This window comes from Streptococcus sp. S1 (genome assembly GCF_034137685.1).
GTDB lineage: Bacteria > Bacillota > Bacilli > Lactobacillales > Streptococcaceae > Streptococcus > Streptococcus dentalis.
This window is the reverse complement of sequence record NZ_CP139418.1, coordinates 1,521,122-1,547,061: the sequence shown is the minus strand read 5'-3', so window position 1 is coordinate 1,547,061 and position 25,940 is coordinate 1,521,122. Positions and strand designations below refer to the sequence as shown.

Annotated in this window: 27 protein-coding genes and 2 pseudogenes; 25 read left to right on the top strand and 4 right to left on the bottom strand. The window is 39.6% G+C overall.

What is annotated here, in order from left to right; all coding sequences use genetic code 11:
• Window positions 1-77: 77 nt before the first annotated feature.
• Window positions 78-389 (top strand): hypothetical protein, encoded by a 312-nt coding sequence (locus tag SM121_RS07570; protein WP_320910775.1) that lies wholly within the window; start codon window positions 78-80, stop codon window positions 387-389.
• Window positions 390-450: 61 nt separating this feature from the next.
• On the opposite strand, the gene SM121_RS07565 is transcribed toward SM121_RS07570, so the two are convergent.
• Window positions 451-1,470, bottom strand: a complete 1,020-nt coding sequence (locus tag SM121_RS07565) for a hypothetical protein (protein ID WP_320910774.1) — start codon at window positions 1,468-1,470, stop codon at window positions 451-453.
• A 116-nt stretch (window positions 1,471-1,586) separates the two neighbouring features.
• On the opposite strand from SM121_RS07565, the gene SM121_RS07560 reads away from it, so the two are divergent.
• Genes SM121_RS07560 through SM121_RS07530 form a run of 7 tightly spaced genes read left to right on the top strand, consistent with a single transcriptional unit; the run spans window position 1,587 to window position 5,494 of the window.
• A complete protein-coding gene (locus SM121_RS07560) occupies window positions 1,587-2,093 on the top strand; it encodes a YfbM family protein (RefSeq protein ID WP_320910773.1) in 507 nt (168 codons plus the stop codon).
• Window positions 2,094-2,124: 31 nt separating this feature from the next.
• Window positions 2,125-2,976 carry a CbrC family protein gene (locus tag SM121_RS07555; RefSeq protein WP_320910772.1) on the top strand — a complete coding sequence of 284 codons (852 nt, stop codon included), beginning with the start codon at window positions 2,125-2,127 and terminating at the stop codon, window positions 2,974-2,976.
• Window positions 2,977-2,994: 18 nt separating this feature from the next.
• The gene (locus SM121_RS07550) at window positions 2,995-3,477 is read left to right on the top strand and encodes a hypothetical protein (RefSeq protein ID WP_320910771.1); all 483 of its coding nucleotides are present in this window, start codon (window positions 2,995-2,997) and stop codon (window positions 3,475-3,477) included.
• Window positions 3,478-3,493: 16 nt separating this feature from the next.
• Complete coding sequence (locus SM121_RS07545) at window positions 3,494-4,048, top strand: hypothetical protein (protein WP_320910770.1); 555 nt, start codon at window positions 3,494-3,496, stop codon at window positions 4,046-4,048.
• Window positions 4,049-4,058: 10 nt separating this feature from the next.
• Complete coding sequence (locus tag SM121_RS07540) at window positions 4,059-4,556, top strand: hypothetical protein (RefSeq protein ID WP_320910769.1); 498 nt, start codon at window positions 4,059-4,061, stop codon at window positions 4,554-4,556.
• Between the two features lie 42 nt (window positions 4,557-4,598).
• Window positions 4,599-5,036 (top strand): hypothetical protein, encoded by a 438-nt coding sequence (locus tag SM121_RS07535; protein ID WP_320910768.1) that lies wholly within the window; start codon window positions 4,599-4,601, stop codon window positions 5,034-5,036.
• Between the two features lie 17 nt (window positions 5,037-5,053).
• Window positions 5,054-5,494, top strand: a complete 441-nt coding sequence (locus SM121_RS07530; RefSeq protein WP_320910767.1) for a GNAT family N-acetyltransferase — start codon at window positions 5,054-5,056, stop codon at window positions 5,492-5,494.
• Between the two features lie 235 nt (window positions 5,495-5,729).
• Here SM121_RS07530 and SM121_RS07525 read toward each other — a convergent pair whose 3' ends face one another.
• From SM121_RS07525 to SM121_RS07515, 3 genes are read right to left on the bottom strand one after another with little or no spacing between them, the layout of a single operon-like run.
• On the bottom strand, window positions 5,730-6,446 hold the full coding sequence (locus SM121_RS07525; RefSeq protein ID WP_320910766.1) for an ABC transporter permease: 717 nt from the start codon (window positions 6,444-6,446) through the stop codon (window positions 5,730-5,732).
• Window positions 6,443-7,258, bottom strand: a complete 816-nt coding sequence (locus SM121_RS07520; protein ID WP_320910765.1) for an ABC transporter ATP-binding protein — start codon at window positions 7,256-7,258, stop codon at window positions 6,443-6,445. Before SM121_RS07520 ends, SM121_RS07525 begins: the two co-directional genes overlap by 4 nt.
• Complete coding sequence (locus SM121_RS07515; protein ID WP_455431242.1) at window positions 7,255-8,058, bottom strand: MerR family transcriptional regulator; 804 nt, start codon at window positions 8,056-8,058, stop codon at window positions 7,255-7,257. Before SM121_RS07515 ends, SM121_RS07520 begins: the two co-directional genes overlap by 4 nt.
• 129 nt (window positions 8,059-8,187) lie before the next feature.
• Between SM121_RS07515 and SM121_RS07510 the strand changes: the two are divergent.
• The 17 genes and pseudogenes from SM121_RS07510 to SM121_RS07430 all read left to right on the top strand — a co-directional run bounded on the left by SM121_RS07510 (window position 8,188) and on the right by SM121_RS07430 (window position 25,836).
• Window positions 8,188-9,207: pseudogene (locus tag SM121_RS07510) on the top strand (DNA/RNA non-specific endonuclease).
• Window positions 9,208-9,326: 119 nt separating this feature from the next.
• Window positions 9,327-9,503 carry a hypothetical protein gene (locus tag SM121_RS07505; RefSeq protein ID WP_023023570.1) on the top strand — a complete coding sequence of 59 codons (177 nt, stop codon included), beginning with the start codon at window positions 9,327-9,329 and terminating at the stop codon, window positions 9,501-9,503.
• Window positions 9,503-10,114 (top strand): Fic/DOC family protein, encoded by a 612-nt coding sequence (locus SM121_RS07500; RefSeq protein ID WP_023023568.1) that lies wholly within the window; start codon window positions 9,503-9,505, stop codon window positions 10,112-10,114. The genes SM121_RS07505 and SM121_RS07500 overlap by 1 nt, the downstream gene beginning before the upstream one ends.
• A 256-nt stretch (window positions 10,115-10,370) precedes the next feature.
• Complete coding sequence (locus tag SM121_RS07495; RefSeq protein WP_320910763.1) at window positions 10,371-12,122, top strand: glycoside hydrolase family 13 protein; 1,752 nt, start codon at window positions 10,371-10,373, stop codon at window positions 12,120-12,122.
• A 103-nt stretch (window positions 12,123-12,225) separates the two neighbouring features.
• Window positions 12,226-12,744 (top strand): RDD family protein, encoded by a 519-nt coding sequence (locus SM121_RS07490; protein ID WP_407073051.1) that lies wholly within the window; start codon window positions 12,226-12,228, stop codon window positions 12,742-12,744.
• A 208-nt stretch (window positions 12,745-12,952) separates the two neighbouring features.
• Window positions 12,953-13,570, top strand: coding sequence for an Ltp family lipoprotein (locus tag SM121_RS07485; protein ID WP_270285369.1), 618 nt, complete (start codon window positions 12,953-12,955; stop codon window positions 13,568-13,570).
• Window positions 13,571-14,052: 482 nt separating this feature from the next.
• Window positions 14,053-14,364: a hypothetical protein gene (locus SM121_RS07480; RefSeq protein ID WP_003012260.1), complete on the top strand. Its 312-nt coding sequence runs from the start codon at window positions 14,053-14,055 to the stop codon at window positions 14,362-14,364.
• 211 nt (window positions 14,365-14,575) lie between these two features.
• A complete protein-coding gene (locus SM121_RS07475; RefSeq protein WP_320910761.1) occupies window positions 14,576-15,463 on the top strand; it encodes a DUF4300 family protein in 888 nt (295 codons plus the stop codon).
• A 3-nt stretch (window positions 15,464-15,466) separates the two neighbouring features.
• Window positions 15,467-15,880 carry a hypothetical protein gene (locus tag SM121_RS07470; protein ID WP_023026896.1) on the top strand — a complete coding sequence of 138 codons (414 nt, stop codon included), beginning with the start codon at window positions 15,467-15,469 and terminating at the stop codon, window positions 15,878-15,880.
• A 54-nt stretch (window positions 15,881-15,934) separates the two neighbouring features.
• On the top strand, window positions 15,935-16,786 hold the full coding sequence (locus SM121_RS07465; protein WP_023026895.1) for a CbrC family protein: 852 nt from the start codon (window positions 15,935-15,937) through the stop codon (window positions 16,784-16,786).
• A gap of 41 nt (window positions 16,787-16,827) precedes the next feature.
• Window positions 16,828-17,578, top strand: a pseudogene (locus tag SM121_RS07460) (CPBP family glutamic-type intramembrane protease).
• Window positions 17,579-17,777: 199 nt separating this feature from the next.
• Complete coding sequence (locus SM121_RS07455; protein WP_223344400.1) at window positions 17,778-18,437, top strand: ankyrin repeat domain-containing protein; 660 nt, start codon at window positions 17,778-17,780, stop codon at window positions 18,435-18,437.
• A gap of 147 nt (window positions 18,438-18,584) precedes the next feature.
• Window positions 18,585-20,021, top strand: coding sequence for a helix-turn-helix domain-containing protein (locus tag SM121_RS07450; protein ID WP_320910760.1), 1,437 nt, complete (start codon window positions 18,585-18,587; stop codon window positions 20,019-20,021).
• Between the two features lie 313 nt (window positions 20,022-20,334).
• The gene (glpK, locus tag SM121_RS07445; protein ID WP_009730830.1) at window positions 20,335-21,843 is read left to right on the top strand and encodes a glycerol kinase GlpK; all 1,509 of its coding nucleotides are present in this window, start codon (window positions 20,335-20,337) and stop codon (window positions 21,841-21,843) included.
• Window positions 21,844-21,876: 33 nt separating this feature from the next.
• Complete coding sequence (gene glpO / locus SM121_RS07440) at window positions 21,877-23,703, top strand: type 1 glycerol-3-phosphate oxidase (protein ID WP_320910759.1); 1,827 nt, start codon at window positions 21,877-21,879, stop codon at window positions 23,701-23,703.
• Between the two features lie 70 nt (window positions 23,704-23,773).
• Window positions 23,774-24,475 (top strand): MIP/aquaporin family protein, encoded by a 702-nt coding sequence (locus SM121_RS07435; protein ID WP_023023547.1) that lies wholly within the window; start codon window positions 23,774-23,776, stop codon window positions 24,473-24,475.
• Window positions 24,476-25,071: 596 nt separating this feature from the next.
• Window positions 25,072-25,836, top strand: coding sequence for a (S)-acetoin forming diacetyl reductase (locus SM121_RS07430; protein ID WP_320910758.1), 765 nt, complete (start codon window positions 25,072-25,074; stop codon window positions 25,834-25,836).
• Window positions 25,837-25,940: the final 104 nt, after the last annotated feature.

Below are 25,940 nucleotides of genomic sequence, written 5' to 3'. Positions count from 1 at the left end.
ATCTAGATAAACTATTTTCAAGAATAGTGAGAATAGCTCTAATACAAAAACAAGTTGTTAAAGATAAGGAGAAAAAAATGGAATTACAAGATTTTACGAAACAAGAACAAGAAATGATTAAAAAGGGACTAACTTTCTCTAAGCTGAACGATAAGGAAACTGCTGACAAAATTATCGCATTAATTCCTCAAGATATGATTAAACGGATTCCATTTTATGTTAGAAAACATGCCATTACACGTACTGTTAAGAGAGTATTGCTCGAGTATCCGGAGTTGTATGCTGTAACTGAACAAGAAGGCCAACTTCCCGAAAGGGAAGCTCAAGAATTGCGACAAACTCTTACAGATATTTTCCAAGAGAAAATGAATAAGCATAAAATCAAGTAGGAGAGTCTAAACGCTCATCTATTTGATTATATGCTTACTAATGACTAAAGATAACACTCCATCATTCCCACATGCTATGTTGGGCTCTGACTCCATAGCTATCAATCGAACCATCTGAATTGAACTTGGATTCAATACGGTATCTTTTCCAGAGGTCGTAATCTGCTGTTTGGATGGTTAGGATAAAGTTGGTATCTTTATCAGAGACGTTATAATCAGCTGGATTGACTTCAAAGATATCGATTAATTTTCGTGTTTGAAAATCTTGGAGCTTGAGATTTGCTAGCTTGACATGATTGATGGAAATTTCTTCTAGTTGCTTGTTATCCTTAGGTGTTCTGTAATAGGTGATGACGCAGTTTTTGAGCTGATCAGTATCCTTACCTGTGGGGGTAAGGCTCATAAAGCCAAAGGACTGATTATCCCGCTTGACTTCGAGAAGCTGACCGTAGTAGAAGTGGTCGTTTTTGGGATTAGTGATGGAGCTCTCTGCGCCTTTATCTCCAAAGGTATAGCCTTGGTCTAAAAGCTCGGAAGCCTTGGTCTCCCCGATAATGATAGTGGTATCTTGAATGGTTACTGGAACAGGTTGAGCTGGAAGGCCACTCATCATCATGCAAAACATAAAAACATAACTCGTTAAAAAAGCTGTCCCGATAAAAGCGTTGGTTGATGCATAGACATGACTGTTATGAAAGTTTTTGCTTATAGCTAGAACAACAAATTTGACAATACTTTTTAAAATCATACTAATAAGTACGATGAAAAATTGTTTTTTCAAACATTCATAAATGGCTTGAGGAAAGCTCTTGCCATGACAGTAGAAGCCAGCCAATACGAGTAGATTTACGATTAAATAGATTAGCAAGAACCAATGAATCTCTTTAAGGGCATTAGCATCAGTGATTTCTTCATAGTCAACGTGAATTCTTCCTTGAACAGCTTGGCCAAGTTTATAGATCCATTTTGGGACATCTTTCCCTTGTCTGACCGCAACTACGAGTCTGATATAGAGATAGATAGTAAAGGATAAGGATAGAAAGAAAAGAGCATAAAACCCTAAAACAATATTAGTGAACATGACTATTCCCCCTATTTAACATCAATAAAACAATTTCTTAGCTCCATTATAGCATTTTCTATAAAAGAGAGGTAAAAACATCAGTATTATCCTACAAGATTCAAAGGAGAAAAATCATGGGAATGATTGCCAATTATCAATATTTACCAGACAATGAATTAGAACAAATAAAAGGTCTTTCTAACCAAGAAGATGACTTGTTAGATTTTGCTGAGAATTCCGCTGATAATCATGATATCTTAATAGATATTGATAAGATATGGGATGCACTTCTCTTTGTCATGACAGGATTTAGTAGTTCAGAATTCTTGGATGACAATCCCTTGAGAGAAGCAGTATTAGGGGTGACCCCTTTAGAGGATGTATCTGAATATATCGCCTATACTGAAAAATCGAGAATAGCGGCTATCAGTCAAGCTTTAGAAGAATTTGATATGGACAAGGCTTTGAAAGACTTTAGTATGGATGCTTGTAAAAAAGCTGACCTCTATCCAGATATTTGGGATTATCTTGAGGAAGAGGATGAAATCAAGGATGATATTTTAACCTACTTTGTCAAAATGAAAGACTTTTACAAGGAAATCTTAAACCACAAGGGGAATGTCTTAGTGACTATTTGTTAAGTTTTTTATATTCCATTAGAAAGGTAGTCCCATGAATCCATTTCTAGAAAAGTATATTACTTTAAAAAAGCAATACCTGGAACAAGATGGAAATTCTTCCAGTGTTGCGGCACTCTATGATTTGGCTGATGAATTAGCTAAGTCTGAGGATTTAGAATCTAAAAAAGTCTTAGTTGACCTCTATGACCAATTGGGTCTCTACACTAGTGCCTATAGCTTATTTACCGAAATCTTAGATAAACCAGACCGAAAACAATTAAAGAAACTGAGCCGTTTACAAGAAATGAGTCAGAGTCATGGCGATCGTTTTGCCCTTCCTCGTCCTCTAAGAAAAGAAGAGAAGAAGCAAAGACAGGACTTGTTAAAAAACTTGCCTCATTTCCTCTATCATCCAGATCCCTTAGCTACAGGTTCATTTGTTGAAGGAGAAGCCAAGGTTTGTCCATCTTGTGGGAAAGAAAACAATATATATTATGACTTGATGCCTTATTGTATTGACAACATAGAAAATCTTTGTCCGTTTTGTATTGCAAATGGGCTAGCAGCCAAGAAATTTGATGCGGAATTTATCCAAGATGCCGAGTGGCAGGGTGAATTGGATCCAGAAAAAGATAAGCTTCTTTTTTGCCAGACTCCAGGTTACATAAGTTGGCAGGGAGAATATTGGCTTTCTTGTTGCCAAGATTATTGTGCTTACTTGGGTACAGTTGGAACTCGAGAATTGAAGGCCATGGGAATCGCTGAGCAAGTCTTGGCAGACTATGAAGCTCGTGAAGAATTTCAAGATATTGAAGAATACTTGGTTAAGGATGGCTCTCTCTGTGGCTACCTTTTCAGATGTCTCCACTGTCAAAAATACCAGATCTGGGTCGATGCAGATTAAATCGAAATGTGATTAGCTATGAAAATTAAAGAGAAGACTATGGAAGAACTAGAATTATTCGAAGCCGCCTCCAAAGATTTATTTGATACTATGCAGGGATTTAAAGACAATCTATCTGTTCAATTTCCCCTATTAGATAGTGATAACTGGCAGTATGACAAGGGATCGATAAAAGTTTGTAAGGCTGATGAGTCAGGATTCAAAAAAAGATCTAGGGTCGGAATTAGCTACAACTTGAAAGTCTCCCTATTAAACGAAGATGCCGAGCAAATCTGGTTACTGTTTAAAGACTGGTTCAATACTAGCAGATTGGGTCAAGTTGAAAGAAATCCTAATAATGAGGATTTGGGAAGATATGTCTTCTCAGCAAGTTCCCCTCTAGGTGATCAGGTAGATTGTTCGCTTTATTTGCCCAATGAGTGGAATATCCCTCAGATTAGCTTTTCAGGCTATCTAACAGCTCGTTATAGGGCTTGTGATCTTGATAAAATGCAAGAATAAGGTGGAGGTTTTTGAGATGAGAAAGATTGATTGGGACAAGATAAAGACTCGCTTAGATGCCTTGCTGGTCATTGATGAGTTTCTAACAGATCCGAGTGAGGATTGGCTCAGACTTGTGATTAAGTCTGAGGAAGACTATGGACTCCGCTACCTTATTGACAATGGCTCTGGTGATTCTTTAAATGTGATTTTGACTGATAAAATGATCCTCATAAAAGGTTTTGATCATGAAAGCAGTTTAAGCCAGTTTGGTGCTGACGAGTGGAATCAAGACGTCATTGATGGTTTTTATAAAGGACTGGATGAAAAGTATCTCTCACTTTATTCTGAAGACCAAAAAGATGAAACAACCTTCTTTATCTGGTATGACGGTCAAGCGCATCAACACACTTACCAAGATCAGGATGGCGGAGAATGGTTGCTCTCTTACCTTTTTGATAGCTTTGAGAGATTTCATGAGTTTGTGACTGACTATTATGAAATTACCGTAGATAAAGATTTACTTAGGAAACTCTACATGGATGGACAACTTTCAGACATAGAAGTAAAGCAATTAATCCAGGATGATTAAGAGGCTTATTATGAGAGTGAACTATAAAAATACCCCTGAAAAATATCAAACTATGGCAGAAATAATTATCACACCATTGCTTGATTTACTCAAAAGTTTAACCTTATTAGAAGAGGAAATTTTTGAGCGTAACAGAGCACTGGATAAGGAAAAAGAAGCCCTTGGTATCCCATCTAATCAGCTTCACCCTTTGTGGAATGATCTTATGGATGACTATTTTCATAGACAAATACAACTTATAACTGGACGAGTGACTCAAAAATGCTTGGAAGGAGGAGTTCGAAATTCTTATGGCTCCCCAAGTGAGTATAACTATGTTCAAAGGAATGATTTTTCTGTAGATTTTATCATGACAAAAGCTGAAGAAGCAAGAGTCATCACCCATTATCAAGAAGCTTTAGAAATGAAGCATCAGTTTGTACTTAGATTGGTGGATGGAAATTGGCTACTTGATGAGAAATTCTACGGTTTTGAGGATGAGGAAACTTGGCATCTCGACTCACTTTGACCAAGATAGCTTTGCTTCCCAACTAATTAGTAAGGAAACCACATGTTAAAATCCAATAAGCTGATTATTTTTTTAATTTCTCTACCCTTTCTGATGGTCCTTGTTTTCTATTCTCTTAGTGAGCATCCTGGATACAGTGATGATGGGAATTTCGTCAGAAATCATGAGACTGCTATTAAGAGTGAGATCATCGCACACTTAGCCCAGGAAAAGCAGGGCATAGAATCTGTGACCTTATTACCAAATACTGCTAGGGGCGAGTATGATAATGGTGGTGATGTGAGCGGACATTACCATATCTATTTTACAGCCTACGTCAATCATAATCGCGAGCGAACGATAAGCGTAGAACTATTCTTCCCAGATGCCAGCATCCCCCCTTTCACCTTGTTTCCTCCCAACCCTTATAAAGACAAGGGCAAAAAGATGTCCAATTGGTTGATGGGGAATATTGAAGTATCGGAAGAAACGTCAAAATAGAAATAAGACAAGTAAGAATGAATAGAATAGTAGACGAACAGATCACTCTTATTCCTTATTATAGGAATGATGACATTTCCCTTCTTTGGTATCAAGATAGTGAGGTTTGCAAACAAGTTGATAATACTGATCAGATTTACGATCTAACAAAACTTCATAAAATGTATGATTACCTAACTTCACACGGATCTTGCTATTATATCCAATATGAGGGAGTGTTAGTTGGAGATGTGACACTTCAAGATAATTCAGAGCTTTCTATAGTGATCAGCAAAGAGTATCAAAATTTACAGATCGGAAGACGATGTATTTCTGAAATGATACAGCTGGCCAAAGAAAAAGAAATGGTTAAGGTAACTGCTCAAATTTATCCTTTTAATACTCAAAGTCAAAGAATGTTTTTGGCATTGGGATTTCAGAAAGTAGATGAAGAGTGGTATGAATATAAGTTGATTTAGGATAGTTGTGTATCTCCATATATATTAAGACTGCAATCTACTGTTTATAAAACAATGTTCATGAAAAATAGAGTTAAAGGGTACCTCCTGATACATGGACAAGAGGTTTTTTCAGAAATCTAAAAATGAAGAGAACACCAACAGATGATTTTTTGTTGGTGTTCTCTTCATTTGATTTTACGATCTTTCTCGCTTTTGCTTTAAAGTAAATGCTGCCATGGAATTATTCAGGCATCTAGTTAGATTTTTGTTTATTCAACAGGAAGAAAGATGATATTATTGCAATGCAAGATACAAGAATCAGATACCAAAGATTTTCAAGACTAAAACCATTTTCTAGCATCAATCTGTATCCCCAAGAAGCGGGGAAAAGACGTCCGATTGCTTGAAGAAAATCAGGCAGTAAGGTGATGGGAAACATGATTCCTGAGAGCATAATTGAGGGTAAAAAGACAAGTTGCGCTATCATGGTCAGCTTTGCTTGATTTTTTACAGTAAGGCCCAGTATACTTCCGATACTCAACGATACAAAAATATAGATAGCTAGTGCGAGAAAGAATAAGGGAAGTTGACTCGGTAGGCTTGCGCTAAATAAAATTGGAGCAAGTAGTAGGATGACCATGCAAGTCATTGTCAAATGAACAAAGGCAGAAAGAACCATTGTCACCAATCCTAAGTGAATAGGCACACCATTTGCTTTATAAATCTTTTTTATGTCGCTTCCGTATGTTTCAATCAAGGAAGCCGGTAAACCGAGAAAGGCTCCCATAGAAACACTCATGACAATCATTGACTGTATAAGTGTGCTATCCATTTCAGGCATAACGGAAGTAAAAATACCACCCATGAGAAGAAAGAAAATAAGCGGTACAATATAGTAAGTAACCAAGAGAGACTTACTTCGTATGTCCAATTTCCACTGTAATGCTAGGCTATATAAAAAACCATTCATTCCGATCCCCTCCTTGCCATTTCGATGAAATGCTGCTCCAGTGTGCCACGATCAACCTTGATATCCAATATCTGGATATTTTTCTGTTTGCATTCTTCCAATAATGAAATTAAGCTATCCTCGATCGTATCTGTTTCATATGTATCCTCCCCTTCCTGTGTTTTTAAATGGATGAAATATTTTCTTCCAAGTTTTACTGTCAGTTCTGAAGGACTATCACAAAAGACAATCTTTCCACTATTCAAAATGGCAATGCGGTCACATAAAGTTTCAACTTCGGCCATATCGTGGCTTGCCAAAACAATTGTATTGCCTTGTGATTTGAGCTTTCGGATTTGTTCATGGAGAGATAGTCGTCCTTCAACATCAAGTCCCGCTGTCGGCTCATCAAGAAATAAAATATCCGGATTGCTGATAAGTGCTAGAGCAAGATGTAATCTTCTTTTTTGACCGGTGGATAATTGTATGTATTGTGACTGTTCAATTTCTTTTATGCCCAGGGCCTTTAGCATAGCAGCATCAATGTATGTATGATTCCATTTTGCAAAGAGCTTTATGGCTTCCATCGGTTTGATGTGGACGGGTAGAGAGGAGGACTGTAGTTGAATTCCGGTTTTACCGTTTACAACTATCTTGCCTTCATCATATTTTCTAAGACCGTCGATACATTCAAGCGTTGTTGTTTTACCAGCTCCGTTCACTCCGAGCAGAGCAAATATTTCTCCTTGTTTGATTTGAAAATCAAGACCTCTAAGAACCATATTGCTACCATAACTTTTCTTTAATCCAGAAATCTCTATCGCGTCTTTCATGGTTCCACCTCCTCAAAGGGATTTGTTCCAAGCCTTGAAAAATAGACTTGTAAAGCGGGCCCTATATAATCATTGACGATTTTTTGCTTTTCTTCCCAAGTGTTTGAGGCGGTATCAATAGTACCTATTTCCATTAACTTCGGAAGCATGCTCATATCACCATTTGTAAACTCCATAATCAAGCTCCAGTATTCTTTCACAACCTGTTGGCTTTGTTCGCTTTCAGCTGGTACGTCTTCTTTTTGAAGCTCCACGATTTGATCACTTAGGCGGTTCAATCTGTCCATAAAGTCTTGTCCGCTTTTCTTGTCAAATCGACTGCGTATCTGGTCGAGCGTATCATCATCAAAGCGCTTGATAAGAGAGTAGGAGTCATTCTTCATCTGTAGATTGACGATGATGTCTGCATATTTCTTAAAATTGACCGTCTGTATTTGTAAAACCTCTGCCTTTAACTGCTCTAGTGCGACCAAAGAATCCTTAAGTTGTTCTATATTTTTACGAAGAACATCTGCCTGCTCCGTAAGAGCTTTAGCAACATCATCAGGTGTTTTCAAAGAGATCAAACGCCCTTTTATATCCTTGAGAGAAAAACCTAATGATTTTAAAGACAATATCTGATGGAGTAGGACTATGTCTTTATCGGTATAAAGCCTGCGACCACCCTCACTTTCTGCCGATGGGGAAAGCACCCCTTCTTTATCATAGTATTGTAAAGTACGGACGGTAACCCCCATTTTCTTAGCAAGTTCCCCAACTGTCATAAATCCTTCCGGGATAGCTCTATATTTAGCCATTATTACCCACCTCCTCATACCTATTATACATCGTTACGTAAGGTCATGAACAAGAGTTATTGAAAAAATATCTTTTTGTAACCGCTTTTTTCTGCTATAATATCACTAGATAGAAATGTGGGAGTTTCAATCATGGTTACAAAACGGTTTTTGAAAAATGTTATTGTTGCGATAGTATCGGTTTTTATGTCCTTGGTCGTTGTTCAAGGGGCTCAAGCTGAGCAAACTGGACTCGATTACCAGAGTCTTCATCTACTGCCTTTTAATGGCGATAAGTAGCTAGTACTGGGGGATTTTGATCATTTGGGTCGTGCGACCTCCGCTCATATTCAGCTGCAGGACAAGGATGAACCAAAGCAGAAAAGAGAGCCACGGCTTACCTACAATCCAGTTGGCTGGCATAATTATAAGCTGTCCTATGGAAACAAAGGGAAGAAGGCCTGGTTGTTCCATAGAGGGCATTTGATCGGCTATCAGTTTAGTGGCTTGTCTAATGAAGGGAAAAATCTGGTTCCTCTAACTGCCTGGACCAATACGGGGAATTATAAAGGAACAGCGGATAGCAATGTGGAGGGCATGCTCTACTACGAGAAACGACTCGATAGCTGGCTAGCCACCCACCCCAATTATTGGCTGGACTACAAGGTGACTCCGGTCTATACTGGTGATGAATTAATTCCTCGGCAGGTGACCTTGCAATATGTAGGAATTGATCGAGATGGCAACCTTCTACCAATCAATTTAAGTAGTCCCAAAGAGTCAGTAGATGCTTATGGGATTACCACCGTTACCTTGGACAACTACTCTAAGAATGCGACCATTGACTATCTGAAGGGAACTGCCAAGCCATCTTTAGTGCCGACAGAACCAAGTAGTCAACCACAACCTGCTAGTCCTTCTGTAGAGACGCAACCAAGTCAAGCCCCTCAACCGAGTCAGCCAGCAGTACCTGCACAGCCAGTTCAACCTGTAGAGCCTGCAGCGCCAACTCGTCAACTGGCTCCAGTAGTTTATGTAGCCAGAAATGGGAGTGCGGAAGTTTATTGGTATTCTTTAGACAGCATGCCTCGCAATACTAATTTTTCTAAGGTTGTTCAAATGTCAGAAGAGCAAGCACTAAGTCTTGGAAAGCGGCATACGAGTAAGGAATGAGTATCAGTTATTCTGATGATGAGAAAGCCCAATCATTGGGCTTTTTGTGTAGGGTAGGTATTAAATAGGAGAACTAAAATGATTGAAAATATGCTATAATAATAGGACGGAGGTAGAATATGACCTTAGATGTAGATAAAGAAAAAATGATGATTATGGGTGTGGTTTTTGACAACAAAAAGGTTTTTAAGAGCGTCTGGTTTGCTCTGAGCACCAATATGATTGAAGGATGGCATCCCACGGTAGAAGACGTGGAGCGACTGAGAGAAGAGGCAGTGGCATTAGGAGTTGGATAATGGTCAGAAAAATATATGATGGGTATGATTATATAGACCCTGATAATTTATACACCTATCCCCATTCATCTGTTCTCATAAATAAATTTAATGAGAAAAATGATAATAAAGCACGAGAATTAGAATATCGTTTAGTAGCAAGCCAAAGTTTAAAACTGTTTATTAATCCAATTGAAGTAAATACTGTTTCAGATATTTTAAAGATTCATAAGTTTCTTTTTGAAGGAATGTATACTTGGGCAGGTCAATACCGTCAAGTAAATATCTCTAAAAGTGGAAATGCTTTTATGCCAGTTCAGTCTTTTGATATGGCAGAAAAATTTTTAAATACTTTGCTTTCAAACTATTTACTTAACGCAAATAATAAAATTGAGATTTGTAAAAGTTTAGCTGAGATATTAGATAATCTAAATTATTTTCACCCATTTCGAGAAGGAAATGGTCGTACTCAACGAGAAGTTATCCGTTCTTTAGCTTTGATGAAAGGTTATGAATGTGAAATTTCAATTGGTTTAGATGATGATATCTATCACTTATATATGGATGGAACAGTTTATGGAGATACTAGTAAGCTCGAACAACTGTTCAATAAACTATTAACAGAAATATAGATCTATAGTATATTTTAGTAGGAAACAGTATAAAGTGATGCTTATAAGGTAAAGTCATTGCTTCAACAAAAATCTTTAAGCCCAATCACTGGGCTTTTTGTGTGCAATACAATCATAAAAGTTAGAAGGCTAAAATTATCTCTTATAAGATCTTGCAAACCTTTTCATAAAGTTGTATACTAGTACATGATTTTATGTAATCGTTTGCATAAACTGATAAATGATGAGAAAGAGAGTAACGTAGGAGACTAGACAGATGGAATTAACAGCTATTTATCACAGGCCTGAATCGGAGTATGCCTATCTTTATAAGGACGGTCAGCTCCACATTCGCATCCGGACCAAGAAAGAAGATATCAAACGGATTGTCTTACACTATGGGGATCCTTTTATTTTTGCAGAGGATCTATATGAGGCGTCCAAGAAAATGGACAAGGTGACAACAGACGACCTATTTGATTACTGGCAAGTGTCGGTATCTGTTGGCTATGCTCGGATCCAGTACCTCTTTGAATTAGAAGATACAAAAGGACAGAAGGTCTTATATGGAGATCGAGGTGTGGTAGCCTATAATAAGGAGAACCTGGATTTCGTCATGAACGGCTTTAAGCTTCCTTTTATCCATGAGATTGATGGTTGTGCTGTTCCAGATTGGGTGGCGCAGACGGTTTGGTACCAAATTTTCCCAGAACGCTTTGCCAATGGGAATCCAGCCCTTTCTCCGGAAGGCGTTCGCCCTTGGGATGCATCAATTGCTTCTCAAATATTGGATTTCTTTGGTGGGGATTTACAAGGGATTATTGATCACCTAGATTACTTGCAGGAGTTAGGGATTACAGGGCTCTACCTTTGTCCAATTTTTGAATCTCCGAGCAATCACAAGTACGACACCATTGACTATTTTGAAATTGATCGGCATTTTGGTGATAAGGAGACCTTCCGCCAGCTAGTGAAAGAGGCCCATGCGCGTGGGATGAAGATCATGCTGGATGCTGTCTTCAACCATATTGGCTATGATTCACCCCAATGGCAGGATGTGGTCAAATACGGGGAGGATTCGATTTACAAGGACTGGTTCCATATTAAAGAGTTCCCTGTCTCCTCAGAAAATCTGTGGAATAGTCGCAACTTGTCTTACCATGCTTTTGCCTTTGCAGGCTATATGCCTAAGCTCAATACGGCTAATCCAGAGGTGAAAGACTATCTCTTGAAGGTGGCGACATACTGGATTGAAGAGTTTGATATCGATGCTTGGCGTTTGGATGTGGCGAATGAAATCGACCATCAATTTTGGCGAGATTTCCGTAAGGCGGTCTTGGTCAAGAAACCGGACCTCTATATCCTCGGAGAAATCTGGCATTCGTCCCAACCTTGGCTCAATGGCGATGAGTTCCATGCGGTTATGAATTACCCGCTCTCTGAAAGTATCAAGGATTATTTCCTGCGAGGGCATAAGGAGACCCAGCGCTTCATTTGGGAAATCAATAGCCAGTCTATGTATTACAGGCAGCAGATCTCTGAGGTTATGTTTAATCTCTTGGACTCGCATGATACCGAGCGCATCCTGACGACGGCCAAAGGTGATCTCCAGTCCGTCAAATCCGCTCTCGCCTTCCTTTATCTGCAACGGGGTACGCCCTGTATCTATTATGGAACGGAGCTAGCCCTTATTGGTGGTCCAGACCCAGATTGCCGCCGTGTCATGCCTTGGGAGCGCGTGTCAGCAGACAATGACATGTTGAACTTTATGAAGGACTTGATCCAAGTACGAAAAGAAGTAGCGGGCATGATTCAGTATGGTAAGGGTAGCTTGGAAGAGGTTGAACCGGATGTGGTAGCAGTAGAATGGCAGCATGAAGGTAACATGCTCAAAGCCTACTTTAACCACTCCAAGAAAGATTTTGTCTTAGAAAGAGGACAGGCAGATCTGATCAGTCTTGGGAGTATTTCCGATAATCGATTGATCATTCAGCCAAATGGCTTTGTTATTTATAGAGAAGATAAGTAGGAATGAAGACTGCAATTGAGAGATTGCAGTCTTCTTTTTTATAAATGGTTTCTTTATTCGTAACCTTATATTATAATTGGAGATGAGAAAGGAGGAGCCGGCGATGAAGATGTTAGCAATCAATCCTATTTCGTTAAAAAAAAGAATGATAGAATTTCTATTCGATTATCTTTTCATTCTAGCTTATTTAGTGCTTCTGTTTTTAGGTTCTATGCTTATTTACCTCATTTTTTTTAATGGCGTCCCAGAGTTTACAGAAATTCAGTCGCAGTGGCTTGTATTTTTTACCTCTGTTTTGCCAATCACGCTCCTGTTCATATTTTTGGATTATGCAAAAAATGGCAGTTTTGGAAAGGCAAAAGCTGGACTTAAACTGATCTACCAGAAAAAAACAGTACAGGCTAGCTTGATCAGAAATTCCGTTAAATTTTTACCTTGGCAACTCGGTCATATGGGAACAATTCATGGCTTCTATAGTGAGTTTGATGTGTTATCCATTATCCTCTCGATTTTAGCGACTCTACTCGCAGTTTTGCTACTGGCAATGACGGTGTTTAGGAAAGATAAGAGGCATCTTGGAGACCTGCTAGCCCATACGCAAGTCCAGCAAAAAGGTGACTAGGATACATTGTCTATTCTGTCCTCATAGAAAAAATACACATAGTTAGGAAGTATCTGTATGAATGAGACCGTAGAGTTTACAATATTGCTTTATTATGAACAAAATAACAAATTAATTTGACTAAAAACAAGTAAAGGTATTCATTATGAAAAATTTTTTGATATTTATTTTGACGATTTTTGTATTGATGGTAGGAGTTGTATCTCTCATGTTAAATAGTTATGATAGAGCTTATGAGAATGCTCATAATCATTCGAGTTATTCATGGACAAAAGAAACTTATCCTGTAGAAAAATACTCTAATCCAATTGATGAATATAATGATAATTTCGAATTATTATTTAATTTGCTTGTTAAAAAACTTTTTTCTCCAACTTTAGTAGAAAAAGAATTTAAAAGGGCATATGAAACAGCTAAAAATCTGTCAGCGGATTCTCCTATTTCGATGCAGGCTATCAAAAATAAAATAAAGATTTATAATTATTCAGAAGGCGCTAACCAGTACGCTGTATATAAGCTTAATATAGACTGGAGAGAGCAGGCTGTTTTAGCAGCAAAATCACTTCAAAAGTATCGTTATTCAAAAGAAAAGTTAGTTGAGCAACTGATAAATGTTGCACTATTTACTCAAAAAGAGGCTGACTATGCTGTAGAACAAGTAAATTTCGATTGGAAGGAGAATGCTGTGAAAGAAGCGGAATCTTATGTAAACAGTGGCAAGATTTCGAAAGAAAGGTTATTAGAAAAACTTGTTGAATATAGAAAATTTACTCAAGAGGAAGCCGAGTACGCAATAGAACATGCAAAAATAGATTTGTTGGATTAGACAATAGTTCTAGTATTTATTTAAAGACCTTAAAAGAGGTTAATGAAGCTAAGATAGCTGCGGTAGAAAGTTATGAAAAGTGGCATAATAAGCATAAGGACACAATTTCTATTAATGATTGCTATTTGAACAGTGGTGATTTCGAAACAAGTCCAATGGAAAATATATAAGATCAACTGAAAATATTTTTGATCGACCATCACTACTATGAAGTGGCTATTCCCCAGATTAGACAATTTAGTAAGAGTTACGATTATTACTATAAAAAACTAACAGAGTAAAGTGACTATTACTTAAAACAAAAAGGAGATGCTCCACAATAAATGGAAGATAACTATACTTCATAATATTTAACGACTAATAGATAGAGTGAGGGATGACTTACCCCTGCTCTATTTTTCGGTTCCTTTAATTGTGCTTTTCCCTACATAGGTGTATAATGTGTCCTTAGGTAAAGAAATTAGTAGAATAAGGAGATTCATATGGAATTAAAAGATTTTACAGAAAAAGAACAAGAACAGATCAACCAAGGTTTGAGTACAGCTGAGATTTCTGATAAAGAAGCGGCGAAGAAGTTGCTCGCTCTTGTCCCGCAGGAATGGATCAAACGCATTCCTTTCTTTGTCAGAGGGCATGCGACGACCAAGACTGTTGAGCGTGTAGCCAAGCAATACCCTGAACTCTATGCGGTGGCGAAACGCCAAGGAGAACTTCCTGAAAAAGAAGGAGAAGAGCTCCGCAAGATTATGACAGCCATCTTTGAAGAAAAGATGAACAAACATAAGATTAAATAAGATTCATTATTCATTGAAGAGCTGGATAGTCTGCCAGCTCTTTTTTTGCTACCTATAAAGTTTCCTCATTTCGTGAAAAATAGTTGGAGCTAAGTCAGTTTTAAACTATAATATAGGAGAAGGAGATTCGATAGGAAAAAGAAATGAATCATGTTGTCCAACGCGATTCCATGTTACAAAACATCTTAGTATATAGAAAAGGAACCAAACTATGAAACCATCTAAAAAAATCATGCTCCTTACTAGCTGTGCTTTGGCGATCTTTGCTTTAGCGGCTTGTGGGACCAACCAAAAGAAATCCAAGGAAAAGCGGGAAAGCTCCACTGTCCAAAAGGCCACTTCAGACAAGGAGCACTACAAGGGAACATACAGCAACCTCAATAGCAAGGAAAGTGTCGAAGAAGTGCGGGCTCTCTTGTCTGCTTATTTGGATCAGGAGAGTGTAGACAAGTTTCTTGGTCTCGTAACGGACTATGATAACATCGTAGGATCTGTTGGCTTGACGGGCGACTTTAGCACTTTCAAAAAGACGGAATACGATGTGGAGAAGATTAGTGACTTGTGGACCAAGAAAAAAGGAGATTTCGTCGGAACCAACTGCCGGATCAATAGTTATACCTTGTTGAAGAATCGCATCGAGATTCCTAAGCAAAAGGCGGATAGTGAACTCTTGTTCGTGGACAATGATGCGATTGAAAAAGGGAAAGTCTTCGATGAGGCAGACAAGGAAGCCTTTAACATTCTCTATTCACGGGTTCCGACAGAAGCTACAACGGATGTCAAGGTTCACGCCAAGAAGATGGAAGAGTATTTTGCCAATTTCAAATTCAATGAAAATGCCCGCATGCTTTCCGTTATCGTTCATGATAACCTAGATGGCAATTCCCTTTTTGTCGGTCACGTCGGTGTCTTGGTTCCTACCAAGGACGGCTACCTCTTTATCGAAAAGCTGACCTTTGAAGAACCCTACCAAGCCATCAAGTTTGCGACCAAGGAAGATGTCTACAAATACTTGGAGACCAAATACCAGGATTACACAGGTGAAGGTCTAGCCAAGCCCTTTATCATGGACAATGAAAAATGGGTTGAAATGAAATAGAGGATGCAGGGTAGCGTGTTAGAAATTAGAAAGATGATGGAGAGTGCTCCGATTCTATTTGTGCTAGTTTTCTTGCTCTTTTTCAGTCTTCTCCTTTTCCTGAGAAGAAGACTAATCGTGAAACGTAGTGGCGGTCCCTTCTTTGCCCCTTTTCATATTAGCTATGGTATCTTCTACATTCATGAGCCTTGGTGTTTCAGTCGGCGAATGATCCCACTGAAAGAGATTAAGCAGCTAAGCTACTTGTTGCTTCGTGGTCGCGCTGGTGGTGGAAGTCGCTACGCTTTCTATATCGAACTCAGAAATGGAAAGACCATACCTTTCTTTTTTGGTAGAAGCAAGCGGAATGAAGTGCTGGTTGAAAAACTCAAGCTAAATGCTGGTAAGTATGGCTTTAAAGTACATTTTCAGCGCTAGAATAGAAATGACACCAAGATTTAATTCTCTGTAAAAACGAAAGTGAGCAATTCTATGAACGACTCTATGAAAGAATATATCCACTTGAAAAAGCAGTTCCAAGCGCAAGATAAGGATTCATCCAGCGTCCTAGCTCTCTATGAATTTGCGGATCGGCTGAACTTACTGGAAACTCCAGAAGCTAAGCAGGTCTTGGTGGATGTCTACCAAGAGTTGGGCTTATATGCCAGTGCTTATACGCTCTTTTTGGGGCTTGTCGACAAGTCAGATCGTAAGCAAGTTAAGAAACTTTTTACCTTAGAAAAGATGAGTCATAGTCATGGAGATCGTTTTGCTCTCTCTCGTCCCTTGACCGAAAAAGAAAAAGAGGCTCATAAGGAGAAAGTCAGTGAATTGCCAACCTTCCGCTATCATCCGGATCCACTAGCGACGGGTTCCTTTAAGGAAGGCGAGCCTAAGACCTGCCCTTCGTGTGGGGAAGATCACACCATCTATTATGCTCTGAGACCTTATTGTGTAGAAGAGATAAGACATCTTTGTCCAACTTGTATTTCTACTGGTCGTGCTGCCCAAAAGTTTGAAGCAGAGTTTATCCAAGATGCTGATTGGCAAGGGGTAATGGATAAGGAAAAAGACCAGCTCCTCTTCTGTCAAACTCCAGGCTATAGTAGCTGGCAGGGCGAATATTGGCTCTCCTGTTGCCAAGACTACTGTGCCTATATGGGGACAGTTGGCACTCGTGAACTGGAAGAGATGGGCATTGCAGAGCAAGTTTTGGAAGAATATGAGGCGCGTGATGAATTTCAGGATGTGGCTGAATACTTAGTCAAGGATGGTGACATGTGTGGCTACCTCTTTCGATGTCTCCATTGTGAACAATACCATCTTTGGGTCGATGCGGATTAGGGTGCAATCTATCTAATTGATTATCCCGTTACGGAGGAAAAATGAAAAAAATATTTTTAGAACAAGGCGTTGCCTTCTGGTATTCGGTAACTGCCCTCCTTGCTACTTTTCTAGTAGGGCAAAGTTGAACTATGGTTTTTCTCAGATGGAAGGAGTTTGGGAGGCTCTTTGCTTTTCATCCTGATGAATTCGATTCCTATGATAACGGCTATTTGCTTTTCCATCGTCTTAGGTGAAACCAGATCCCTTGGAGAATTTTTCAAACAAACTTTTTTACAGAAAGAGAGCACCAAGACTTGGTTTCTAACTTTGCTAATTCCAGTCATCTATTATGGGATCTCATTCTTGCTCATGAATGTTAGCATTACAGGGAACTCCCTCTTGGCCTTCTTCCTGTATTTCCCATGGACTTTTTTATATGGAGGTCTAGAAGAAGTTGGATGGCGTTGGTTTTTACAAGAGCATCTTTCCTTTAGCAAGCACTTTGTATCTAAAATGATGGCACTTTCCCTTGTTTGGTTCCTCTGGCATATCCCTATCTATCAACTTCCTTGGATTACAGCAGGTTCGTCCAACTATCTCATTTTTTACCTGATGATTTTAGGGAATACCTTCCTATTTGGAGCTCTCAAGGAGTATTCGAAAGGAGCTGTTCCCTGTATCCTCGCTCATATGCTGATCGATAGTCTGGCTGTTCTCATGCTAGTTCAGAGTTCACTTACTCAGATTATTCTTCTGGTTATTTTTGAAATTCTATTAGCCTCTTGGCTAGTAGCTATACGAAAATCATAAAAAAGCTTTCAATCTCTCATCCAATTTCGATGGGAGGTTTCTTTTTTATCAGGTGATAAAATAAAACTGTTTAGCTAATGACACAATCCATCATATAGGAGTCTGTAAAGTGATATAATCAATGTAACGAAGAAATCATAGATGGGACAAAATTTAACAACAGTGTCATTCTGATCCGTAATATGAGAGGGGAAAGACCATGCAAAAAACCTTTCAGTTATTGAGAAGGGGTGATATAGAGGCTGTCCGTCAGATATTGGATAGAAAGCCTGAAGAAGTCAATGCTGTTTCGGGTGACAAACCTAAAAGAGATCAAGGCCAATCCCTTCTTCAAGTCGCTATTAAATCGGGACATTTAGATATTGCGGACTTACTCATTGATAGAGGGGCAGATCTTAACTTTATCGAAGAACCAACAGAGCTGAATCCATTTTGTCAACCGGTCATCCAAACGGCCGGTGGAAGAGCTGTATTTGACTGCAGGCGCATGATCAAACGTTGGAATGGTCAATATCAGTTGTATTCGTCTAAGGAAAAGGCTGACCAATCCTTCAAGGTTTTTAAAAAAATGTTAGAACTTGGAGCAGATATCTCTCAGAAGGATAGTCATAGAGGAACTTTATTGCAAACTATTTTAATAGAAACCAAGGAAGTTCTACCCTCTTATTATTGGAAAACAAAAGAAACGAGCGATAATGTCCTCATTACGGATGAATTACGTCATGATTTAAATCGTATTTATGATCTCTTGATTCGTTACGGTGTGACATCGGAAGAGATTTCTGCCTATCATAAGATTCCTCTAAAAGAACTTTACCAGGACAGTCCGACCATGGAGTTCTTAAATCGGTTGGATTAAAGCAGATCTTGATAAGCATTTGAAATACTAGTTAAAAGAGCTTTAGGGCTCTTTTTTCTTTTGCCGACGAGGATAGAAACAGATTGTTTTTTCTTTTGGCCAAATTATGGTACTCTAAAGATAGAACAATATAAGGGTTTTCTGAAAATGCATTTAGCTGATTTAATGGAAAAAAGTGAGGGTGGGCAGTTTTTAATCCTGTCTCATCTGCAGCAACATTCTCCAAGCAGTCTGTCAGAAGTGATGGCGGAGACAGATTTTTCCAAAGCAACCTTGAACAAATATCTTGCATTGATCAATGACAAGGCCAAAGAGAATCAGCTGGCCCTTTCCATTGAACGAGAAGATGAAAATTTTCGCCTTCTTGTGGGTTCGGATACAAAGGGGCGTGACATTCGACGGGCTTTTTTGGACAATGCTATCAAGTACCAACTATTGATCTATTTGCTTTATCATGGTCAATTTCAAGCTCAACAATTAGCTCAGGAACTCTTGATTAGTGAAGCCACACTAGGGCGTCATATTTCTGGCTTGAATAAATTATTAACTGAGTTCTCTATTTCAATTCAAAATGGGCGCCTCAAGGGACCTGAACATAAAATTCGTTATTTTTATTTTGGTTTGCTACGAAAGGTTTGGGCTAGTGCAGACTGGAAACAAGAACTTGCCAAGAAAGAAAGACAAACCGAAATTGAAACCCTAGAAGAGCTCTGTGGTGCCCAGTTGTCTCAAGGCCAACGTTTGGATTTTGTTCTCTGGTCCCACATTACCCAGCAACGACTTAAGATCAATGCCTGTCAGTTTCAAGAAATTGAACAGAAGATGAAGGGCTATACGGACAACATTTTTTACCAACGCTTGTTTCGTCGGGTAAACCAGCTCTTTTCTGGGAAACATATCGCTCTTAGCCATGAAGATGGAGAGATGTTAGTCCTCTTTGCTTTCCTTGTCACCCATCGGATCCTCCCGCTTCATACTATGGAGTACATCTTAGGCTTTGGGGGAGAGATTGGTAATTTGACAACGCAACTCATTCAAGAGATGAAAACGCAGAAGTTATTAGGGGATTATATCGAAGGCCCTGTGACCTATGAATTGAGTCAAATTTGTGGACAGGTCTATCTTTTTACAGGCTACCTTCTTCAAGACAAGTATAAGTACCAACTTGAAAGCCACAATCCTTATGTCTTTAGTAGTCATGATTATAGAGAAGTAGCAGACACTATCTTTAGCAAACTTCCGATCTTTTGCCAAGGGACAGCTCTGGATAAAAAAATCAAGTGGGAGTGGCTCCAGTTAATGGATTATATCGCGGAAAATAGTGGGAGACAAATTAAGATCGGCTTAGACTTAACAGTGGGCTATTTAGGTTATACACGGATGACAGAAGTCCTCAAGCGCTACTTAGAGTACAATCGTTTTATTACCATTGAAGCCGTTGATCCAGCTTCAGATTACGATTTGATCGTGACCAACAATCCGATTAGTCTTACCCAGCGGATTCCTGTCTATTATTTAAAATATGATTTAGATATGATCGATCTAGCCAATATTCGCCAGATGATCTACCAAGAAGAAGGTTAATAAAGCTATTCAATGCTTGATGAGACTTTTATGATATTATTGAGCTGAATTAGTAGTAATTAAAAAATTGAGGTTAGGAAGAACAGATTCTAAACGAATTGTTCTGCCTAGCTTTTTTATTAGATTTTTCTAAAAATTTCATTTTTTCTAAGTCTTAGAAATCCTTATGAAACAAGGGTTCTGAATCCATCTACTCAAATTTTTTAAAATTCTTAAAAAAATTGATGGACATGAAAGCGGTTTATTTTGTATACTAGACAATGTAAGGAGTACGTCTCCTAAAGAATATTTCTTTTTCCCAGGAGGACAGTTCATGTCACAAGAAAAATACATTATGGCCATTGACCAAGGAACAACAAGTTCAAGAGCCATCATTTTTAATAAAAAAGGAGAAAAAGTTAGCTCTAGCCAAAAAGAGTTTACTCAAATTTTCCCTCAAGCTGGTTGGGTTGAACACAATCCAAATGAAATCTGGAACTCTGTTCAGTCTGTTATCGCTGGTGCCTTTATCGAAAGTGGCATCAAACCAGGACAAATCGAAGCTATCGGAATTACCAATCAACGGGAAACAACTGTTGTTTGGGATAAGAATACTGGCCTTCCAATCTACAATGCCATTGTTTGGCAGTCTCGCCAAACAGCTTCTTTAGCTGAACAACTTAAGAGCCAAGGCTATGTCGAAAAATTCCACCAAAAAACAGGTTTGGTCATTGATGCCTACTTCTCAGCAACTAAGATTCGCTGGATCTTGGATCATGTAGAAGGAGCACAAGAACGGGCTGAAAAAGGAGAATTGCTCTTTGGAACCATCGATACTTGGTTGGTTTGGAAGTTGACAGACGGAGCTTCTCACGTAACAGACTATTCAAATGCTGCTCGTACCATGCTCTACAATATCAAAGACCTAAAATGGGATGATGAGATTTTGGAAATCCTCAATATTCCTAAGGCTATGCTTCCAGAAGTTCGTTCTAACTCTGAAATCTATGGAAAAACAGCTCCTTTCCATTTCTACGGTGGAGAAGTGCCTATCTCTGGTATGGCGGGTGACCAACAAGCGGCTCTTTTTGGACAGTTGGCCTTTGAACCTGGTATGGTTAAAAATACTTACGGTACTGGATCTTTCATCATCATGAATACTGGTGAAGAGATGCAGTTATCTGAAAATAACTTGTTGACTACCATTGGATATGGAATCAATGGTAAAGTTTACTACGCTTTGGAAGGTTCCATCTTTATCGCAGGTAGTGCCATTCAATGGCTTCGTGATGGTCTACGCATGGTGGAAAGCTCACCTGAATCTGAACAATATGCACGTGATTCTCACAACAACGATGAAGTTTATGTGGTACCGGCCTTCACAGGTCTAGGGGCACCATACTGGAATCAAAATGCTCGTGGTTCTGTCTTTGGCTTGACTCGTGGAACAACCAAAGAAGACTTTATTAAGGCGACTCTTCAATCTATTGCTTACCAAGTACGGGATATCATTGATACTATGCAGGTTGATGCTAAGACGGCTATTCAAGTCCTTAAAGTGGACGGTGGAGCAGCTATGAATAACTTCTTGATGCAGTTCCAAGCGGATATTCTTGGTATTGATATCGCTCGTGCTAAAAACTTGGAAACAACAGCTTTGGGGGCAGCCTTCCTTGCAGGTCTATCAGTCGGCTACTGGAAAGACCTAGATGAATTGAAAGAACTCAATGCAACTGGTGAACTATTTGAGCCTTCTATGAACGAATCTCGTAAAGAACAACTCTACAAGGGATGGAAGAAAGCTGTTAAAGCTACCCAACTCTTTGCAGAAATTGAAGACTAGTCAAGACTTCAGTAGGATAGAAAGTGAAGAATTATGGAATTTTCAAAGAAAACTCGTGAATTATCGATTAAGAAAATGCAAGAACGCACCCTGGATCTTTTGATCATCGGGGGGGGAATCACAGGTGCTGGTGTAGCCTTGCAGGCAGCAGCAAGTGGTCTTGAAACTGGTTTGATTGAGATGCAGGACTTTGCGGAAGGGACATCTAGCCGTTCAACAAAATTGGTCTACGGTGGACTTCGTTACCTCAAACAATTTGACGTAGAAGTGGTATCAGATACGGTTTCAGAGCGTGCAGTAGTTCAACAAATTGCTCCTCATATTCCAAAACCAGACCCAATGCTCTTACCAGTCTATGATGAAGATGGGGCAACTTTTAGCCTCTTCCGTCTCAAGGTAGCCATGGACCTCTATGACCTCTTGGCAGGTGTAAGCAATACACCAGCTGCCAACAAGGTCTTGACCAAGGAAGAAGTGTTGGCTCGTGAGCCTGAGTTGAAACAAGAAGGTCTTGTCGGTGGTGGGGTATATCTAGACTTCCGTAACAACGATGCTCGTTTGGTGATTGAAAATATCAAACGTGCCAACCAAGATGGGGCTCTCATCGCCAACCACGTAAAAGCAGAAGGATTCCTCTTTGATGAATCTGGCAAGATTACAGGTGTAGTGGCGCGTGATCTCTTGACTGATCAAGTTTTTGAAATCAAGGCTCGTTTGGTGATTAATACAACTGGACCTTGGAGCGATAAAGTGCGTAATCTCTCAAATAATGGAGAGCAGCATTCACAGATGCGTCCAACCAAGGGTGTTCACTTGGTCGTAGATTCAAGCAAGATCAAAGTTTCTCAACCAGTCTACTTCGATACTGGTCTTGGAGACGGTCGGATGGTCTTCGTCTTGCCACGTGAAAACAAAACTTACTTCGGAACGACTGACACGGACTACACTGGTGACTTAGAGCATCCAACAGTAACTCAAGAAGATGTCGACTACTTGTTAGGAATCGTGAATAACCGCTTCCCAGAAGCTCACATCACCATCGATGATATCGAAAGTAGCTGGGCTGGTCTTCGTCCGTTGATCTCAGGAAACAGTGCTTCTGACTACAATGGTGGAAACAACGGCACTATCAGTGATGAGAGCTTTAATGCTTTGATTGCAACAGTTGAAGGCTATCTTTCTAAAGAAAAATCGCGTGAAGATGTTGAATCAGCAATCAGCTACTTGGAAGGTAGCACTTCTGAAAAACATTTGGATCCATCTGCTGTTTCTCGTGGATCAAGCCTTGATCGCGATGACAATGGTCTTTTGACCCTGGCTGGTGGGAAGATTACAGACTACCGCAAGATGGCTGAAGGAGCGATGGAGCGTGTCTTGACCATTCTCAAGGAAGAGTTCGACCGTCAGTTCAAATTGATTAACTCTAAGACCTATCCAGTATCAGGTGGAGAAATTAACCCAACGAACGTGGATTCTGAAATCGAAGCCTTTGCTCAACTTGGCGTATCTCGTGGCTTGGATAGCAAGGAAGCTCACTACCTAGCTAACCTATACGGTTCCAATGCACCTAAGGTCTTCGCCCTTGCTCATAGCGTGGAACAAGCACCTGGATTGAGCCTAGCAGATACCTTGTCACTTCACTATGCAATGCGCAATGAATTGGCACTCAGCCCAGTTGATTTCCTTCTTCGTCGTACCAACCACATGCTCTTTATGCGGGATAGCTTAGATGCGATGATCGAACCTGTTTTGGATGAAATGGGCCGCTTCTATGAATGGTCAGAAGAAGAAAAAGTTGGCTACCGCAAAGACTTGCAAGTCGCTTTGGAAAACAATGACTTGGAAGCATTAAAAAACTAAGAAAAACAAAAAAGGGGTTGGAAAGAAGACTGTCTAACCTTCCCCTCTTTATAATGGAGAATTAAATCATATGAAAGAATTATTTGGTGAATTTTTAGGAACCTTAATCCTCATTCTTCTGGGAAATGGGGTTGTAGCAGGAGTGGTTCTTCCAAAAACGAAAAGCCACAACTCAGGTTGGATCGTCATTACTCTTGGTTGGGGGATTGCGGTTGCTGTCGCAGCCTTCATCTCTGGTAAGTTAAGTCCGGCCCATTTGAACCCTGCAGTAACAATTGGGATTGCTCTTAATGGTGGCCTAGCTTGGGCATCTGTCATTCCTTATATCCTTGCACAATTTGCCGGAGCCATGGTCGGTCAAGTCCTTGTCTGGTTGCAGTTCAAACCGCATTACTTAGCAGAAGAAAATCCTGGAAATATCCTTGGAACATTCAGTACTGGTCCAGCAATTAAGGACACTACTTCAAACCTCATCAGTGAAATCCTTGGAACCTTTGTCTTGCTACTAACTATCTTTGCGCTTGGTCTTTATGACCTTCAAGCAGGGCTTGGTACTTTTGCTGTTGGTACCTTGATTGCAGGGATTGGTTTGTCTCTCGGTGGAACTACAGGCTCCGCTCTCAACCCAGCTCGTGACCTAGGACCTCGTATCATGCACAGCCTCCTTCCTATTCCTAACAAAGGAGATGGTGACTGGGGTTACGCTTGGATCCCAGTGGTTGGTCCAATCATTGGCGCAGTATTAGCAGTTGCAGTATTTAAAATGTTTTAAAAAAAAGAAAGAGAGTGGGACAGAAATCGGTCATTCGTTAGAATTCGATTTCGTCGTCCCACCTCCGCACAGTTGAGTAGGGCTGTAAAAGCTGATAAAATCAGCGTAGTAGAGCCCACTCAACCACTGCGTCTTGCTCGATAATCCAAAGACAATTGAGAGGCTAAGACTTTTGTCCCAGCCTCTTTTAAAATACTGTATCAGCTAAAGAGAGCTTCGTACGTTCTAACTTAAAACAAGTTGTAAGAAATGTAAAAGACGATGAAGAAATAATGATCGCAATAATGTATTGAACTGGTTTAGGTAGGTTATTCAATTTATCCTCAAAACAATAGGCAATATGACTGTTTTTGTTAAGATTAGAAACCCTACTCAGCATCCTATTTATCAGTTAAGTTATTACTAAATAAAGATAATATAACGTTAAAATTATTTTAGAAAAAAAAGACCAGAGTTTGACACTTTTTTCACAAAGGAGTATACTGTTAGCATAGTTTTGTCGGATATTTATAAAAGACCCCATCAAAACTAGTTGTCAACCCTTGCTGTTCTTCTATGAACGTTTGCTGGTATCAGGGATACCAAGGAGGAATCATATGTCTAAAGTAGCTATTGTTACAGGTGCAGGTCAAGGAATCGGTTTTGCAATTGCAAAACGTTTGGTACAAGATGGCTTTAAAGTTGGAGTATTGGACTACAATGCTGAAACAGCGGAAAAAGCAGTGGCTGAGTTGTCAGCAGAAAATGCTTTTGCGGTCGTTGCTGATGTCTCTAAACAAGCTGAAGTAGCTGCGGCTTTCCAAAAAGTTGTTGATCACTTTGGGGATTTGAACGTTGTTGTCAATAATGCAGGTGTTGCGCCAACTACACCACTTGATACAATTACAGAAGAACAATTTACACGTACATTTGCTATTAACGTTGGTGGCGTGATTTGGGGTGTTCAAGCTGCACAAGCTCAATTCAAAGCGCTTGGCCATGGCGGAAAAATCATCAATGCAACTTCACAAGCAGGTGTTGTAGGTAACCCTAACTTGACTGTTTATGGTGGTACTAAATTTGCAGTTCGTGGTATCACACAGACTTTGGCGCGTGACTTGGCGGATTCAGGAATCACTGTCAATGCTTATGCACCAGGTATTGTTAAGACTCCAATGATGTTTGACATTGCTCATGAAGTTGGGAAGAACGCGGGCAAAGACGACGAATGGGGTATGCAAACATTCGCTAAAGATATCACTTTGAAACGTCTTTCAGAACCAGAAGATGTAGCAGCAGCGGTCAGCTTCCTTGCTGGACCAGATTCAAACTACATCACAGGACAAACCATTATCGTAGATGGTGGAATGCAGTTCCATTAAGATGAAAAAAGAGGTCGGGATCAACATCCTAACCTCTGTTTTTGTGCGTTCACAATAAAAGAAACGGAGATCAAAAAAACCACTCCCGAAAGGGAAATGGTTCT